Here is a 16,616-nt window from a genome sequence, read left to right as displayed (position 1 = left end):
TATTTAATTAGTTTTTAACAAATGGGAAGAAATGAGCCGCTATTCAGACGAAGCGGTTTGGTTGATAAATCGACCTTTGGAATTGTAAGGATACATTTTTTTGTGAACCGGTAACAAATCATATGGTTTGTCATCATCATAATCGGTTATTTTCACTTTGGCTTTGTTGTAAAGGGAATAGCCACCATAATTTTTAGGCAATTCGGATGCTGTTTTCCATTCTCCCTTTTCCTTGTAGTAGTAAACCATTTTAAGGTTGTCAAAATAAGCTTGAAGATTGGGAAAATAAAAATAACGGATATAGCAATTGGTTTTCTTATCTATGGGTAGGTTTTCTTTTTTGGCAGTAGTATTCTGAGCATAAGTACTGCTGTAAGCCAAAACAAAAACGCATGCAAGCATTACATTAAGTGTTTTCATGATTTTGCAAATTTGGGGTTAACAAAAAATATCAATCAACTGATTTAAAACAAGTCAAAGATATTTATAATTTATCTTTTAAAAGTATTTTTTAACGCTGAATTGCAATTTTTTACAATAAAAATAAGAAATATACTATATAAAATATTGATAATTAGTTGTTTAAATAAAATATTATGATCAAAAAAAAGGAAAGGATAAGGAATTAACCTTACCCTTTATAGCCTGATTTTTATTAATGTTTTCCTTTGCCTTTTCCGTTACCATTTCCTTTTCCGGGATGGCCTTTGTATTTTCCATTGCCTTTGCCGGGAGCATTTTTGTTATAGGCTTTGTTTTTCCAGTTGCCGTTTCCTTTGTATTTTACTTTGTGAGTTTTGTAATATGCATAAGGTCTGTTACCTCTATAATCGGTTAAGAAAACGGTTTTGCCTTTGTATAAGTCATAACCTCTGTAATGCGCCGGTAGTGCAGCAGAACGATGCCATCTCCCATTTCTTAAATAAATATATCTTTGGGCAGAAACATCGTAGTATGTCTCAATATCAGGAATGTAGTAGTATTTAGTATTAACAGGTGCTGCCGGTGCCCAAACGGGTGGTTTGCCTAAATTAACATTGACTGAAACTTGAGCTTGACTACTTACTGTAAACGCCATCAGCGTTATTAGTAAAAAAAATAACTTTCTTGTTCTCATAATACTTAGTTTTAAATAAAATTTATTTTTCTTTCAAACTATTGAATCAATAGGATTCAACCTAAAAAGGAAAACAAATTTCCCAGTTCTTAGAATATTTAAATTCCAAAAATAGGGTGATTGTATGCTAAGTATGTTATATGATTTTTGATAAGATTTATAAAATTAAAATCTAATCGGTGAACTCTTTGTCTTCAAACTTGGGTTTGATTATGGAAATCCCTTTCTGTAGCAGTAAGTTATTAGGATAAACCATAAGTTCGCCGTCTTTGGTAATTAAATCGGTGTGGAAAGCATTGATGTCTATAATTTCGCCTTCAAAAGGAAAATCTTTATCGTGAACTTTGATAATGTCACCAATTTTAAAGGGAAAAGAGAAGAATAAAATGATTCCGGAAGTAATATTGCTTAGGATTGACCATTGGGCAAACATGGCTACGCCAACTACTGTTGCGATAGACGATAAAGTGATGAGGATATCATTTTTTTGTACACCCCAAATTACAATGAGTGAGATGACAGCCAAAATACTAATCAACAAATGAATGTACTTGATGACTAAGTTGGTTCTTTTTTCAATACCTGTATGCGATCTTGAATACCTTTTTACCGCTTTGGTTACAATTATTCGCAAAAGAATCACAACGATAATTACTAATCCTGTAGCAATTTGTTCATTAAAATAGTAATCAAAAAAATTCATAAAATTTATAAATTAGTTAGATAAGCATAGACTTTATCCGTTGGTAATCCAACAACATTAGTATAAGAACCTTCTATTTTAGCTATACCTACAAGCCCAATCCATTCTTGGATGCCATAAGCGCCGGCTTTGTCAAAGGGTTTATAATGGTCTAAATAATACTGAATGGCTTCGTCTGAAAGCTTATTAAAAGTCACTTTGGTCACTTCAAAAATAGTTTCAGTTTTGTCTATAGTTTTGAAACAAACCGAAGTAATTACTTCATGTGTCTTGCCCGACATGGATTTCAACATCTCAAAAGCATCATCATAATCTTTGGGTTTGCCCAAGGCTTTATTCTCGAACCAAACAATGGTATCACTTGTGATTAAAATCTGATTCTCGGCTATTTCACCTTCAAAAGCATTGGCTTTTAGGATGGCTAAGAAATTGGTAATCTCAACCCCTTGAAGATTTTCGGGATAAATTTCTTCTATCTCTTTTAGTCTGATTTCAAAATCAACGGCTAACTCTTTTAAAAACTGTTGTCTTCTCGGCGAACCGGAAGCTAAGATGATTTTGTAGTTTTTATTTAGTGAATTAAGCATTGTTTTTGATGTTCAAATTAATCACTAAAATAGACAATATTCCGAAGAAAATAACCCACTTTAACATCGAACTTAACAAATGGAAATTCTTTTTAGACTTGGCATTCCAAATTTTAATTACAAAGAAAATCATTGGCCCAACCACAAACAGCAAGGCGTAAATCACGGCATAGTACAATTTGTTTTCCATCAAATAAGTGTTGATGTACCAAAGTAAAATAAGTGTTGCTGCAATCCCGAGTCCGAAAACTACTTTAGCAGTTCTGCTAACGCCAATTGCAATAGGTAAAGTATTCATTCCTTGATTATAATCACCATTTACATCCTCCATGTCTTTAACAATTTCTCGGATAAAATTAATAACAAAAGCAAACAAAGCATAGTCTAAAAGCAATGAAAAATACACGCCCATTTCTTTCTGATTGTTCTCAAAAGTCAGTGGCAGTAAATCATATACGCCTATAATTAAAATACTAATTCCTAAAAGAAGCGCTACGATGATATTTCCAATCAACAACATTCTTTTAAAAGTTGTTGCATACAAATACAACAGGGTAACGATGATAATGAAAATCCCTGCAAAAGTGGGTTTCTGGATAGTATTGGACAAATAAAAACCAATCCCGACTCCGGTGACATTCAACGCAAAATATAGGTTATAACCCATAGCTTCCGAAATACCTTTGCCTATGACCATATTAAAAGGTTTGTTTTCGCTGTCTGTTTCCTGGTCCATAATGTCGTTGATGATGTAGCCTGCAGCGGCAATCATCACTGTCGACAAAACCAATAATCCGTACTGAAAATCATTTAGAAACAAATATATAGGTTCGTTTTTCAGAAATCCGTATCTGAAAATTAATTGCATAAAAGCGAGTAGGAGTAGGTTTTGGTATCTAATTAATCTTAAAAAATTCATTTGGTTTGTAGTTTTATAAATCTGAAATCTGCGTTCTTAATTCTGCCTTCTGATATCAATCGTGCTTTCCGTTATAATACATATGCCATTTGTCTTGGGCTTTCATGACTTGTTCAATGACTTCACGAACCGCGCCTTTGCCACCGTTTTTATGCGAAATGTATTTGGAAATGGCTTTAATTTCCGGACTGGCATCTTGCGGACAAGTTGGTAAACCAACCAATTGCATCACATGAAAATCGGGTATATCATCGCCCATGTATAAAACCTGTTCGGGTTTGATGTTGTATAATTCGATGTATTCTTTAAAAGTAGCTACTTTATCTGGCGAAGCCAAGTGAATGTCGGTTATGCCTAGATTTTTCAGTCGAATGCGAACGCCTTCATTGTTTCCACCGGAAATGATGCATACATTATAACCACTTTCCACAGCAGCTTTCATGGCAAAACCATCTCTGATATTCATAATTCTCAACATTTCACCCGTTGGTGTCACATGAACCGAACTGTCGGTTAAAACACCGTCTACATCCAGTATAAATGTAGTGATGTCATTCATGATTTGTTTATAACTTTTTCCCATGGTCAATTATTGATTTGGTTAGCAATTTATAGATTTCTTTTTGGTTTTCATCGGTTAAAAATGACAGATGACTATTGATGGTTTGTGTATCGTTTCTTTTGGCCGGACCGGTTTGTGCTTCTTGGGGTGAAAGCGTCAAAATTTTATTAGCCGTTTCTTGAATTAAAGTTTTTAAGATGTCGAAAGACAAGTTGTTCTCGGTACAAATTTCGTTCCCCATTTGGTACATATGATTGACAAAATTTGAGACAAAAACGGCCGCTACATGCAAAGCTTTTCTTTGTTCGGAATTGACTTGGTAAATAACCTCAGAGATTGATTTTGCAACGGTTTCAAGCATTTTGTAATCACTTTCACTTTGGGCTTCCAAACAAATCGGAATAATTTTAAAATCGACTGCTTTTGATTTAGAGAAGGTTTGCAACGGATAAAATACACCTTTACGATTCTTATCATTTAAAGCGTCTATATTTACACTTCCGGAAGTGTGAACCACCAATTGATTTTGGAAAGGAATTTGACTCGAAACGGCATCAATAGCATCGTCACTAACGGCAATTATGATTAAATCAACCGGGAGAAGATTAACATAATCAGTAATAATTTTATCGGAATCGAGTAGGTGTGTCAGACTGCTTTTTTGTCGACTCAACACTTGAACTAACTCAATTTCAGAAGCTTTTTTAAAAGCCGCAATCAAGTGATGCGCAACATTTCCGGAACCAATTATACTGACTGATATCATTCCGTAAAAGTAGTAAAAAATGAGGAAAACAAGCAAATGTTACCTTTAAGCAAATAAGATAACTATTTGTTTATTTTTTCTTCTAATGCTTTAAGGCGTTCTTCCAAAGATTGTATTTTTGCTTCCTGTGACACTATGATTTTTTGTTGTTCCTGAATGGCTTTGGCCATTGGCGCTATTAAATCATTATAACGCAGACTGTAAAAGCCTTCATCGTCTTTGGTTAAAATCCCCGAATTGGTGACTCCAAAAAGAGTTAAAGTTTGTTCCACTTCCTGAGCAATAAAGCCATATTCGAGTTTTTTTAATTTATCATTGGTACGGAAATAAGAAACAGGATTGAGTTTTTTAATAAAATCCAAACCCAAATCAGCCGGTATAATGTCACTTTTCCAACGTTTGTCTGATGTAATAGATAAACCTACTTGACACCCTAAATATCCGATAAATATATTTCCCAAACGAATTTGGTCATTTCCTGTCGCACTAGGCACAACAGCATTATCACCCAAACCTAGGTTGTTGGAACCTGTTGTTACATTATTCAAAGCGCCTTTTCCTATAGCGGTATTGTAACTTCCGGTTGTGTTTGCTGTTAAAGCATTAATCCCGACAGCTGTGTTTTCAAAACCGGAAGTATTGCTGTAAAGCGCATTGACTCCAAAGGCGGTATTGTTAAATCCCGTTGAATTTGAATAAAGCGATGTAAAACCTGAAGCAGTATTGTTGTAACCGTTTTGATTAGCAAACAAAGCGTAATTTCCGGTAGCAGTATTTTGGGTTCCGGTTGAGTTCAGAAAAAGGGTATTGGTACCGAAGGCGCTGTTGTTACTGCCGGTAGTGTTGTTATTTAAAGTTTGGTAACCAAAGCCATTATTGCTTCCGCCAGTGGTATTGTTGTATAACGAAAAATAGCCATTAGCGTTGTTAAAACTTCCTGTAGTATTCAATCCTAAACTGTAATAACCATAGGCTGAGTTGTAATTTCCGTTGATATTCAAACTCAAACTGTAATAGCCAAAGGCTGAATTGTAACTTCCACTTGAATTCAGATTCAAAGCATAATGACCAAAGGCGGAATTATAACTTCCGGCAGAATTCCCGGTTAGCGAATAACTTCCGAAAGCCGAGTTTCCAATCCCAGAAGTATTATTATACATTGCAATATAACCAAAAGCACTATTGTTATTTCCAGTAGTATTGTTATATAGCGAATTCGTGCCATAGGCTGAATTGTATGAACCGCTTGTATTACTTCGCATGGCATAATTCCCGCTGGCGACATTGTTTATACCTATTGTATTGTTATAAAGAGATTCTTTTCCAACACCTACATTGTCAGTACCTGTGGTGTTGAATCTAAATGAATAATATCCAACCGCTGTATTAGCACTGCCTGAACTATTAGAAGTAAGAGAACCAATACCAACAGCAGTATTTTCTCCTCCATTGATATTACTATACAAAGAAAAACTTCCTAGACCAATGTTGTTGCTTCCAATGGTGTTGGAGTAAAGCGTTCGGTTGCCAATGCCTAAATTACTACTTCCGGTTGTATTAGTGTACAATGTTTGATACCCTAAAGCCACATTGGAGAGACCGGTATTGTTAAAAAGAGCACTTACGCCAATGGCCGTGTTTTCTGTAGCTGTTGTATTCTTGTTTAACGCATTATATCCTATGGCAATATTTTCGCTTGCGGTATTCAAATTGAGTGTATTGGCACCTATAGCAGTATTGCGTATACCTACAGTATTGTTTATTAAAGTATTATAACCTACGGCTACATTTTCATTGCCTGTAGTATTCGAAATTAATGCCTGATATCCATTAGCCACGTTGCCAGCCCCAATGGTATTATTAAATAAACTGCTATACCCAGTGGCAACATTATTAGATCCGGTTGTATTAATAGTCAAAGTTCCATAACCGGTTGACGTATTATTATTCCCGGTAGTATTATTTTTCAACGCTTCAAATCCAATAGCTGTATTTTGACTGCCCGAAGTGTTTAAAAAAAGAGTAGTAGCTCCCACAGCAGTATTGTTATTGGCATTATTAGCATTTGATAAGGCTTGAAAACCAACCGCTGTGTTGTTTGTTAAAGATGTTCCGTTTCTTAAAGAGGCATAGCCTACAGCTGTATTTCCGGAACTAACTATGGCATTGTTTAACGAATAGGCTCCGATTCCAGTGTTGTATTGTCCGGTTGTAATAGATTTTAGGGTTTCTACACCAAAACCTGTATTAAAACTACCGGTAGTATTGCTGTACAAAGAGAAATAGCCGCCTGCAGTGTTGTAAAATCCGGTTGTATTGGCACTAAGCGAGGAATCTCCAAATCCGGTGTTTTGATAACCGGTAGTGTTATTCATCAAAGTGTTATGGCCCATTGCCGAATTGTTGCTTCCGATGGTATTCAATCGAAGGGCGTAATTTCCAATGGCAGTATTGTAAAGGCCGGTTGTATTTGATGATAGGCTTCTGGCTCCAACAGCAGTATTATTACTCCCAATAGTATTATTTTCAAGGGCATAATTTCCAATGGCTACATTTTCACTTCCCAAGGTGTTATTTCTTAATGCAAAATATCCAAAAGCGTCATTGTTGGAACCAAGAGTGTTACTGTAAAGTGATTGATAACCTATAGCATTATTGTTATTCCCTGTTGAGTTAGAAAACAAGCTACTATTGCCAAGACTTGTATTGTATGAGCCTGTTGTATTACTCCTCATTGAAAGTATACCTATAGCACTGTTATTAGTTCCAGTAGTATTATTGTTAAGAGCAAAAGAACCAAAAGCACTATTCAACAAGCCGGTATTTGAGAGCAAGGCGAATGGTCCGAAAGCAATATTGTTTAATGATAATAACCCTGAAAAAGTATTGCCTCGTTTAAAGACTAAATCAACATTATCCGTTGTACCAATGAAATTATTTGTTGCGTTTGTTCCTGAATTTCCGGTTAATCCCCAACCTTTGGTACCGCTAACGGGTTTCCATAAAACTGTAGTATTGTCCCAATAATAAAATCCGGGTTCATTACTACCTGAAGTCGTAGTTAAAAAAACCATCATTCCGTTTTGAGTAACAGTTGGATTAGTGGAAGGAAATGTATCGATTTTTGGAATTAAAATTCCATCGTTGTTATTTGGATTGGATTGGTTACTCGATTTGATGTCCAAAACAGCGTTGGGTGTGGTTGTTCCAATCCCAACTTGGGAATAGACAGCATTGAGGCAAACAAGGTATAAAATCAGTGCATAGAATTTTTTCATAACTACCGTAGTAAAGTAATGTGTTACTTTACGAAGGTATAGCTTCCTTAAATGCAGTTCAATCAACCTTTCGGTTGATTTTAATAGGGAATTTTAAATAGGATTGTAGTGCCTTTTTCATTGACCATGGTAAATTCGGCATTGATTTTCTCCATTCTTTTGTGGATGTTTTTTAAACCGTTACCACCAATGTGTTTCTCAGAATTTAAAGTAATTCCTTTTCCGTCATCTTGAATGGTGATGTTGACTGTTGTTTTTTTCTCAATACTAATGGTGACATTTTGGGCTTCGGCATGTTTGACAATATTGTGCAAACATTCTTTGACAGACAAAAAGATATGTCTTCTGACTTCACCTATAATTTTAAAGTTCATTTCGCCTTCTGGAATGATAAAACGCACTTTAAGATTATTGTTTTGTCCATAATCCTGAGCATATAATTTGATGTAGGACAACAATTCTTCCCAAGTGTTGTTCTCTTCTTTCATTGCCCAAATGATTTCGCTCATGCTTTCTACCAATTCGGTAGAAGTATTTTTAATATTGGATAAAAGTTCTTTGTTGTTTTCCTTTTGCAACGCCATTTGACTCAAATAGGTAATTTTGGTCAAGCCGCTACCTAAATCATCGTGCATGTCGGCGGCAATTCGGTTGCGTTCTTCCTCGACGGCTTTTTGTTTCTCTAATTTCTTTTTGAAGTTGAATGAAATTACAAACCAAATGAGCAGTACAAACAATATTCCCGAAAGCAATATAAACCACCAAGTTTGGTACCAATAATTGGCAATACTAAACGAATATGGTTTAGCCAAATAAATCCATTCTTTACTGCCTTTGGTTCTTACTCGGGCGTTGAAGGTGTAATGTCCGGCTTTGAGTTTTTGGAAAAAAATGGTGCGATTGGATTCCAAGTTCTGCCATTGTGGACTCAATCCTTTTAATTGATAACTGTATTCCAAATTTTTGCCGGTTTCAATATCTACGGCCACCAAGCGAAGTTCAACATTGTTTTCATTGGGTTTAAAATCAAAAGCGTGTTGGCTGATATCGGCATTGTTTTGATTTACCTTCAAGTATTCTAAGTATATTTTAGTAGAAACTTTTTTGCTCTTCAAAACGATATCCGGATTGAAATAATACAGTTTTGCTTTTGCACCAATCCACATCATGTTCTGACGGGTATCCATTTTTAAGACATTATAGTTAGCCGGTTGGTCTGTAAAACCATCCCAAATGTCCATAGGGTAAAAGGTATTTGTTTTGGTGTCTAAACATCCAACACCTTTGTTAGTAAGCATCCAAAGCCTTTCTTGGTTATCAAATTCAATATCATTGATGTAATTACTGTTTAATCCATTGGCAAAATTATAGTTTTTTATAGTGTTGTTGCGTGGATTGTATTTAATGATACCGCCGCCTTCAAAAGAAATCCAAAGAAAATTTTTTCGGTCTTTTTTTAAACTCGTGATGCCACCGAAAAAATAGTTTTTGGTTTCTTTAAAATCGTTGAAATCAATTTCTTTAAAAGTATTCGTTTTGTAATTCCACTGCAGCAGTAAATTGGAACGATTCATCCCAAACCACAGATTTTTATCGGCATCCTCACAAACATTTGAATAGTAGGATGACGCAAACATTGGTTTTCCGTTTCGGTCCTTATAATAGGAAATCATTTTACCGCTATTGGCCAATTGTTTTATAAATCCGCCACCGGCATTGCCACTGTACCAAAAATCACCATTCGAATGTTGGTAAACCAAAGTAATAATATCGGTGGTGGGAAATTCTTTTTTTAAAGTTACCGTTTTTGAAAACTGATTAGTATTTGGATCAAATAACCAAACTTCATTGTTTTTATTAGCTCCAGAAATGTAAAGTTTGTTATCGTAATTATAAACACCCCAAACACCTGTCTCGTTTTTTAAAACCTCAATTGTTTTGGTTTTAGTGTTGACTTTGTAGATTTTATCAAGATAATTTCCGGCATACAATTCGGTTCCTGTAAAAGCGATTGTATTGATGTTTACTTCATTGGTACGGGTTATAGGAAGGCTTCCTATTTTGGAATTCTGTTTGCTTTTATAAACACTTAGCCCTTGGTTGGTTCCAACCCACATATTGTTGTTTTTGTCCAATAAAAAAGTGGTGACCAAATCACTTTTGAGCGACAAATCATTCTCCTCGAGGTGTTTTATGATTTCTATTTTATCATTTTTCAATCTGTTGATTCCTTTGTGAGTACCAATCCACATGGCATTTTCGTGGTCTTTTATAAAAGCGATGAAATTGGTAGACGATAATTCATCAACTGTATTTTGGAATTTGTTTAGCAAATTGCCTTTGTAATCGAAAATGTAAAGTCCGCTAAAATAATCTACAATGTAAATTTTTTGTTCTTTTTCATCAATAAATCTTAATTCAAAATGCCCAAAGTTGTTGTTTTGGTATTTACGCATGTTTATGGGAAATGGAGTAAGCTTTGCGGTGGTTAAATTATATTCGTAATAATCATAACAATTGCCTACCAAGTAACGGTTAGTCTCTAATTTTCTAATAAAGATGTGATTGTAAATTTCTCCCTTGACTTTAATTTCACCTACACGATTCAGTTGATGATCAATGATAATAAAATGGTCAATGGCATTTAAAGCGTAACGGTCAGCACTGAGTTTTATTATCCCGATAATCTTTTGGTTTTTAAAAGATGTAACCGGCAGAAGTGTATAATCAGAAGTATTTAGAACGGCCAATTTAAGATTGTCTAACAGTAAAATTTTATTGGTATCCCATTGGTGTAAAGAAGTAAAATTTCCAGTGTTTCCGTCGTTGGATGTGAAATAAAAATTATGAAACTCAGCACCGTCAAACCGACTCAATCCTTCTCTGGTGCCAATCCAAATAAAGCCTTTATTATCTTCTATAATGGAATTAATATTGTTGTCACACAAACCATCTTGGGTGTCGTAGTTTTTAAAGATAAATTCATTTGATTGCGCTTTTACAGTTAACGTAAAATATAGAAACAACCATATGAAGGAAATTTTTCTAATCATATTAACGACCTAACATTTTGTTGATGGCTTCGGTTTTGTTTTGCACTTGCAGTTTTTGGTAAATGTGATTCAAATGTCTTTTTACGGTACTAAGGGTAATATTGAGTTTGTCGGCAATTTCTTTGTACAAATAGCCCTTACTCAATAATTCTAAGACTTCTTTTTCCCGTTTTGAAATTAATTCATCAACCGATGTTTTCGTTTGTGAAAAGGTATTCAATACTTTACGAGCAATTTTAGGAGACATTGGGCTGCCGCCTTCATATAGTTCTATTACCGATTCTATGATTTTGTCTGGAGCCGTGTTTTTCAAAATATAACCCGAGGCTCCTGCTTTTAACGCTTCAAATACCTGATCGTTATCTTCATAAATGGTAAACATAATGAACTGTATTTTGGCGTTTATTCTTTTAATTTCTTGTACACAATCGATCCCACTTTTACCTGGTAGGTTGATATCGGCAATTACAATATCAGGAGTTAATAAAGGCAATTCTGCAATAGCGCTTTCTGCCGTTGTAAAACACCCAAGCTGTTTAAAACGAAAATCAGCTTCAATAATAGATTTAAGTCCTTTTTGAATTTCTTCAATATCCTCTATGATGCAAATAGTTATCATACTAAAAGTTTGAATAACAAAGTAAAGCTACATTTTTTGATTTAGCAATGATACTTAAGGGTGATTTATTTGTAAAAAATAATTAACCACTGCCTTAAAAACAACTCATAAAAAAGTCTTAAAACCCAAAACAAATACAGTTGAAATCTATTTATTTACGTTATTTTTGTACGACTTTTTTAAAAAAATAATTCCAACTCATGGAAAAAAAATTATACTCTTTTTTATTCTCTTCACGTTTAATGGCTGTTTTATTTATTGGTTTTGCTATAGCAATGGCAGCCGGAACCTTTATTGAAAGCAAATATAACACGGATACTGCCCGAATTTTAGTTTATAACGCTTGGTGGTTTGAAGGTATTATGTTGTTTTTTATGATCAATTTCATCGGAAACATCAAACGTTACCAATTGTACAAAAAAGAAAAATGGGCGACACTTTTACTGCATTTGTCTTGGATTTTCATCATAGTCGGCGCTTTCATTACGAGATACATAAGTTATGAAGGAATGATGCCTATTCGCGAAGGCGAAAGTTCAAAACAAGTGTATTCAGACAAATGTTATTTAACAGTTTTTGTTGATGGTATGCATGACGGAGATATGATGAGAAGAATTATAGAAAAGCCAATGTTACTCTCTCCGGTAACCAACAACCATTTTTCAATTGATGAGAAATTTGACAAAATTCCGTTTGAAATTGAATACCAAGATTTTGTTCTCGATGCCAAAGAAATTATTAAAGAAGATCCGAAAGGCGATACTTATTTGAAGTTAGTCGAATCAGGCGACGGAACGCGTCATGAACACATGCTTAAAGCGGGTGAAGTTCAAAATATCCACAACGTTTTATTTGCTTTAGACAAACCAACGAAAGGTGCGATTAATATTGATACCAAGACCAATACTATCAACTCACCATTTGACGGACAGTTCATGCGAATGGCAGATAAAATGCAAGGCAAAGTGACTAAAGATGTGGTAGAACCATTGATGTATCGTTCGCTATACAACATGGGCGGAAGTCAATTTGTAATTCCGGAATTGCCTAAAAAAGGCGTGAAGTCATTCAAATCAAGTGGTGATTTTAAAGCCAAAAACGGTGAAGATGCGCTTACTCTTAAAATTAAAACCGGAGGGAAAGAAGAAGTGGTAACGCTTGTTGGTTCGAAAGGCAAGCAAGGCGAACCAAAGTCTTTTAAATTGGGCCAATTAGAATTCACCTTAAGCTATGGAAGTAAAGTATATGATTTGCCATTTAGTTTAAAGCTTAATGATTTTATCGCTGCAAAATATCCCGGAACTGAAAAAAGTTATTCTTCCTTTGAAAGTAAAGTCACTGTTTTAGATGGTTCCAAAAAGGAGGATGCGCACATTTATATGAACCACATTTTAGACTACAAAGGTTTTAGATTCTTTCAAGCCAATTTTGATCCGGATGAAAAAGGAACCGTACTTTCAGTAAACCACGATTTTTGGGGAACGACAATTACTTATATTGGTTACTTTTTATTGTTTTTCTGTATGATGGCTATCTTATTTGTAAAAAATACACGTTTCGCTGATTTAAAAAGAAAGCTGGATGCCGTGAAAAGAAAGAAAGCCAAATTAATAACCGTTTTAGTATTGTTGTGTTCCTTCAATAGTTTTGCACAAGACCACGCACATCAAGCTCCGACAAACAAAATAAACTTTCTGGATTCTATTTTACATTACAAAGTTCCTGAAAAACAAGCGGCACAATTTGGTCGATTGATTATTCAAGATGCCGGCGGAAGAATGAAACCTATCAATACTTTTGCTTCTGAATTGTTGCGAAAAGTGAGCCACAGCAATGAATTTAACGGCATGAATTCCGACCAAGTATTCTTGTCTATGAAGCAATTCCCTTTTGCATGGATAGAAGTACCAATTGTTTATGTCAAAACCGGAAACGATAGTATTCGAAAAATATTAGGCGTGAATGCCGGTGAAAAGTTGATTCCGTTCAAAAAGTTTTTTGATGAAAAAGGAAATTACAAACTGTCACCTTATTTAGAAGAAGCTTATAAAACCGCTAATCCTAATCAGTTTGAAAAAGATTTTGTCGAAACCGATAAGAAAATCAATTTGATGAACAGCGCCTTATTTGGCAGTATTTTAAGGATTTATCCGGTACCGAAAGACAAAAACAACAAATGGGTTTCCAATTTAGAAATCAGTCATGCTACCGGAACAGTTTTAGATACCATAAAAGGAGCATTTCCTTATTATCTGGAAGCATTGACATTGGCAACAAAATCGAAAGATTACACGATGGCTAATACGATGTTAAATGGCATAGCCACTTATCAAAAGAAATTCGGAAAAGCCATAATGCCTTCTGAAAAGAAAGTAGACTACGAGATTTTATACAACAAATACAATGTATTCCAAAAGTTACCTTATTGGTATTTGACTGCTGCAGCCTTGATGTTTTTGTTTACCATTATTCAAATTTTTAAAGATAGAAAGTGGTTGAGAATTGCCATAAATATCAGTCATGTTGCCATTGGTTTATTATTCCTGCTACACACTTTAGGCTTGATTGCTCGTTGGTATATTTCGGGTCATGCGCCTTGGAGTAATGCTTATGAAGCAATTATATATGTAGCTTGGGCCGCCATGTTCTTTGGTTTGGCTTTCGATTTGAAGATTGGAAAACATTCTCCAATTTCCGATGCGGCAGTTATGGACACTTTTTTTAGATTGTTTTATATCAAAAGCAGTTCAAAGTTAACTGTTGCGGCTTCAGCTTTTGTAACGGCAATGATATTGGCTGCAGCCTATGCCAATTGGATTGATCCTGAAATAGCCAATTTACAACCGGTTTTGAATTCTTATTGGTTGATGATACACGTAGCGGTAATCGTAGCGAGTTATGGCCCGTTTGCTTTGGGCGCCATATTAGGATTTGTTTCTTTGTTGTTGATTTTATTGACCACCAAAGAGAACAAAACCAAAATGGAACTCAATCTCAAAGAAATCACTTATATCAATGAAATGGCTTTGACTGTCGGATTGGTCATGTTGACTATCGGGAATTTCCTTGGCGGACAATGGGCCAATGAAAGTTGGGGAAGATATTGGGGTTGGGATCCAAAAGAAACTTGGGCTTTAATCAGTATTATGGTTTATGCTTTTGTGATTCACGCTCGTTTTGTTCCAGCTTTACGCAATAATTGGTTGTTTAACTTAATGGCGATGTATGCTTTTGTATCGATTTTGTTTACTTATTATGGCGTGAATTTCCACTTAGTTGGTTTGCATTCCTATGCGAGTGGCGAAGCCAAATCTTTAAGTTGGATTTGGATGACTTTAGGCGGTATGTCTTTAATGGGTGCATTAGCTTACCCGAGTTATCGAAAACATTACAAAAAGAAATAAGTTCAATTAAGATTAAAATAAATCACCGCAAATTCGCAAATTAAAAATCGGCGAATCTGCGGTGAATTTTTTTTGTATCACCTTAAAAAGCTAAACTATACTTTCCCTAAAGTATACAATTTCTCCAACGTTGGCGATTTGCTTCCGCCAGCCGGTTCCAACGTGATTCCGAAAGCTTCGGCTCCGGCATTGTTTTCAACCTTAAAGATAGAATTGTCAGCAGTGAAGTTTTCGAGTAAACCAACGCTTGTTGGCGTTAAAGGCTCGAGTTTCAAAGCCCAAACTTGGTACACCATTCCTTCCGGTGGTTCAGGTAAGCCTGAGGCATCTACATAAACCACTTGTTGTTCTTTGTTCCAATATACTTTGGCTGATGCCGTTGGGTCAATGGCTTGTCCGCCCAATTGAATAACCGATGTTTTGGTATCTCTAATCACATTTAAAACGGTGGTGGTTTCTTTATTTTTCAATTCTAAACCAACAACCGTTTCCTGTAATTTATTTTTCTCTACTTTGATAGTTTCAATTTGAGTATTGCTTTCATTTAATTTCGAATATTGAAATCCGATACCAATTAGTAATGCTACTGAAGCGGCCCAACCAATGTAAGTCGCAGTATTGCTTCTCGATTTGAAATCAACCACTCTTCCGTGTTTCAGTTCGAGTTGCGCTTTGATTTTCTCAAATTGGCTATGCGAAATAAAAGGAGAGAAGCTGCTGGAAAGATTGATGATCGCCTTTTCTATTGAGAGGATTTCGGCTTTAACTTCGGGGTTTTTATTCGCCATAGCATTTACTTCATCATTCTCAGATTCGGTAAGCAAACCATACACATAGAGTTCTAATATGCCTGATTCTATATAGTCTTTAGTTTCCATTATACATTTAAAAATTTACGTAGGTCGTTCATACACATTCGATTTTGGGTCTTAACAGTTCCCAAAGGGATTTCTAATTCTTCAGAAGCTTCTTGTTGGGTGTAGCCTTTAAAAAAAAGCAGGTCGATAATTTGGATACACTTTGGTTTTAGTTTTTTGACAAAATCTAAAATTCCGATGGTATCAATCCTATTGGTTAGTTTGTTACTATCATCCAACAGATGTACGAAATTATCAGAAGACAGGTTTTTTTGGCTATTGTTAAAACCTTTAGAACGCAGTTTATCAATAGAAGTATTCCGAGTGATGTTGAGCATCCAAGTGTACAATCTTCCTTTACTTTGATTGTAAGTTTCTATATTTTTCCAAATCTTAACAAACACTTCTTGAAGCACATCTTCGGCTTCTTCACGATCTTTAATCAAATTGGTTATAATGCTGAAAAGACTTTTAGAATACATGTCATACAGTATCGTAAAAGCTTTTTCTTCCTTCCTCAGAAGCAAGGGTAATAATTCTTCTTGTGTCATACCTAATTTTTTTTACAAACGTAAAAATAACGAAACTTATTTTACATTACTAATGTTTTAAAATAATATGCTATAAATCAACCAATACAATGAACCTAATCGGCCACATTTTCGTAAATGTATTTAGGGAAAAATCCGCTATGATTTTTGTTTAGGTTTTTTGTTTTGTGGTAGAAATCAAATTTCTATCATGTTTGTTG

General features: G+C 35.0%; 13 protein-coding genes. 1 reads left to right on the top strand and 12 read right to left on the bottom strand.

Features of this window, described 5'->3' with window-relative positions; all coding sequences use genetic code 11:
* Positions 1-39: 39 nt before the first annotated feature.
* The 10 genes from ACK4HO_RS11360 to ACK4HO_RS11315 form a co-directional block, all read right to left on the bottom strand.
* Positions 40-420 carry a hypothetical protein gene (locus ACK4HO_RS11360; protein WP_409665899.1) on the bottom strand — a complete coding sequence of 127 codons (381 nt, stop codon included), beginning with the start codon at positions 418-420 and terminating at the stop codon, positions 40-42.
* A gap of 235 nt (positions 421-655) precedes the next feature.
* The gene (locus ACK4HO_RS11355; protein ID WP_409665898.1) at positions 656-1,117 is read right to left on the bottom strand and encodes a hypothetical protein; all 462 of its coding nucleotides are present in this window, start codon (positions 1,115-1,117) and stop codon (positions 656-658) included.
* Between the two features lie 172 nt (positions 1,118-1,289).
* Positions 1,290-1,820, bottom strand: a complete 531-nt coding sequence (locus tag ACK4HO_RS11350; protein WP_409665896.1) for a mechanosensitive ion channel domain-containing protein — start codon at positions 1,818-1,820, stop codon at positions 1,290-1,292.
* 5 nt (positions 1,821-1,825) lie between these two features.
* On the bottom strand, positions 1,826-2,407 hold the full coding sequence (locus ACK4HO_RS11345) for a Maf-like protein (protein WP_409665894.1): 582 nt from the start codon (positions 2,405-2,407) through the stop codon (positions 1,826-1,828).
* Entirely contained in the window at positions 2,400-3,326 is a 927-nt protein-coding gene (locus tag ACK4HO_RS11340; protein ID WP_409665892.1) for a geranylgeranylglycerol-phosphate geranylgeranyltransferase, read from the bottom strand. Before ACK4HO_RS11340 ends, ACK4HO_RS11345 begins: the two co-directional genes overlap by 8 nt.
* A gap of 55 nt (positions 3,327-3,381) precedes the next feature.
* Complete coding sequence (locus tag ACK4HO_RS11335) at positions 3,382-3,909, bottom strand: KdsC family phosphatase (RefSeq protein ID WP_409665890.1); 528 nt, start codon at positions 3,907-3,909, stop codon at positions 3,382-3,384.
* Complete coding sequence (locus ACK4HO_RS11330) at positions 3,893-4,654, bottom strand: Rossmann-like and DUF2520 domain-containing protein (RefSeq protein WP_409665888.1); 762 nt, start codon at positions 4,652-4,654, stop codon at positions 3,893-3,895. The genes ACK4HO_RS11335 and ACK4HO_RS11330 overlap by 17 nt, the downstream gene beginning before the upstream one ends.
* Positions 4,655-4,716: 62 nt before the next feature.
* On the bottom strand, positions 4,717-7,932 hold the full coding sequence (locus tag ACK4HO_RS11325; protein WP_409665887.1) for a tail fiber domain-containing protein: 3,216 nt from the start codon (positions 7,930-7,932) through the stop codon (positions 4,717-4,719).
* Positions 7,933-8,012: 80 nt separating this feature from the next.
* Positions 8,013-10,985 (bottom strand): two-component regulator propeller domain-containing protein, encoded by a 2,973-nt coding sequence (locus ACK4HO_RS11320; RefSeq protein WP_409665885.1) that lies wholly within the window; start codon positions 10,983-10,985, stop codon positions 8,013-8,015.
* Position 10,986: 1 nt separating this feature from the next.
* Complete coding sequence (locus tag ACK4HO_RS11315) at positions 10,987-11,604, bottom strand: response regulator (protein WP_409665883.1); 618 nt, start codon at positions 11,602-11,604, stop codon at positions 10,987-10,989.
* A 200-nt stretch (positions 11,605-11,804) separates the two neighbouring features.
* Here ACK4HO_RS11315 and ccsA point away from each other — a divergent pair, with 200 nt between their 5' ends.
* A complete protein-coding gene (ccsA, locus tag ACK4HO_RS11310) occupies positions 11,805-15,008 on the top strand; it encodes a cytochrome c biogenesis protein CcsA (protein ID WP_409665881.1) in 3,204 nt (1,067 codons plus the stop codon).
* A gap of 95 nt (positions 15,009-15,103) precedes the next feature.
* Here the strand turns inward: ccsA and ACK4HO_RS11305 are convergent, their stop codons facing one another.
* On the bottom strand, positions 15,104-15,886 hold the full coding sequence (locus ACK4HO_RS11305) for an anti-sigma factor domain-containing protein (RefSeq protein WP_409665879.1): 783 nt from the start codon (positions 15,884-15,886) through the stop codon (positions 15,104-15,106).
* Positions 15,886-16,416 (bottom strand): RNA polymerase sigma factor, encoded by a 531-nt coding sequence (locus tag ACK4HO_RS11300; RefSeq protein WP_409665877.1) that lies wholly within the window; start codon positions 16,414-16,416, stop codon positions 15,886-15,888. The genes ACK4HO_RS11305 and ACK4HO_RS11300 overlap by 1 nt, the downstream gene beginning before the upstream one ends.
* Positions 16,417-16,616 lie beyond the last annotated feature (200 nt).

It is taken from the genome of Flavobacterium sp., assembly GCF_046296355.1.
Lineage (GTDB): Bacteria > Bacteroidota > Bacteroidia > Flavobacteriales > Flavobacteriaceae > Flavobacterium.
The sequence above is the reverse complement of the archived record's forward strand: the minus strand, read 5'-3'. Positions and strand labels throughout refer to the sequence as shown.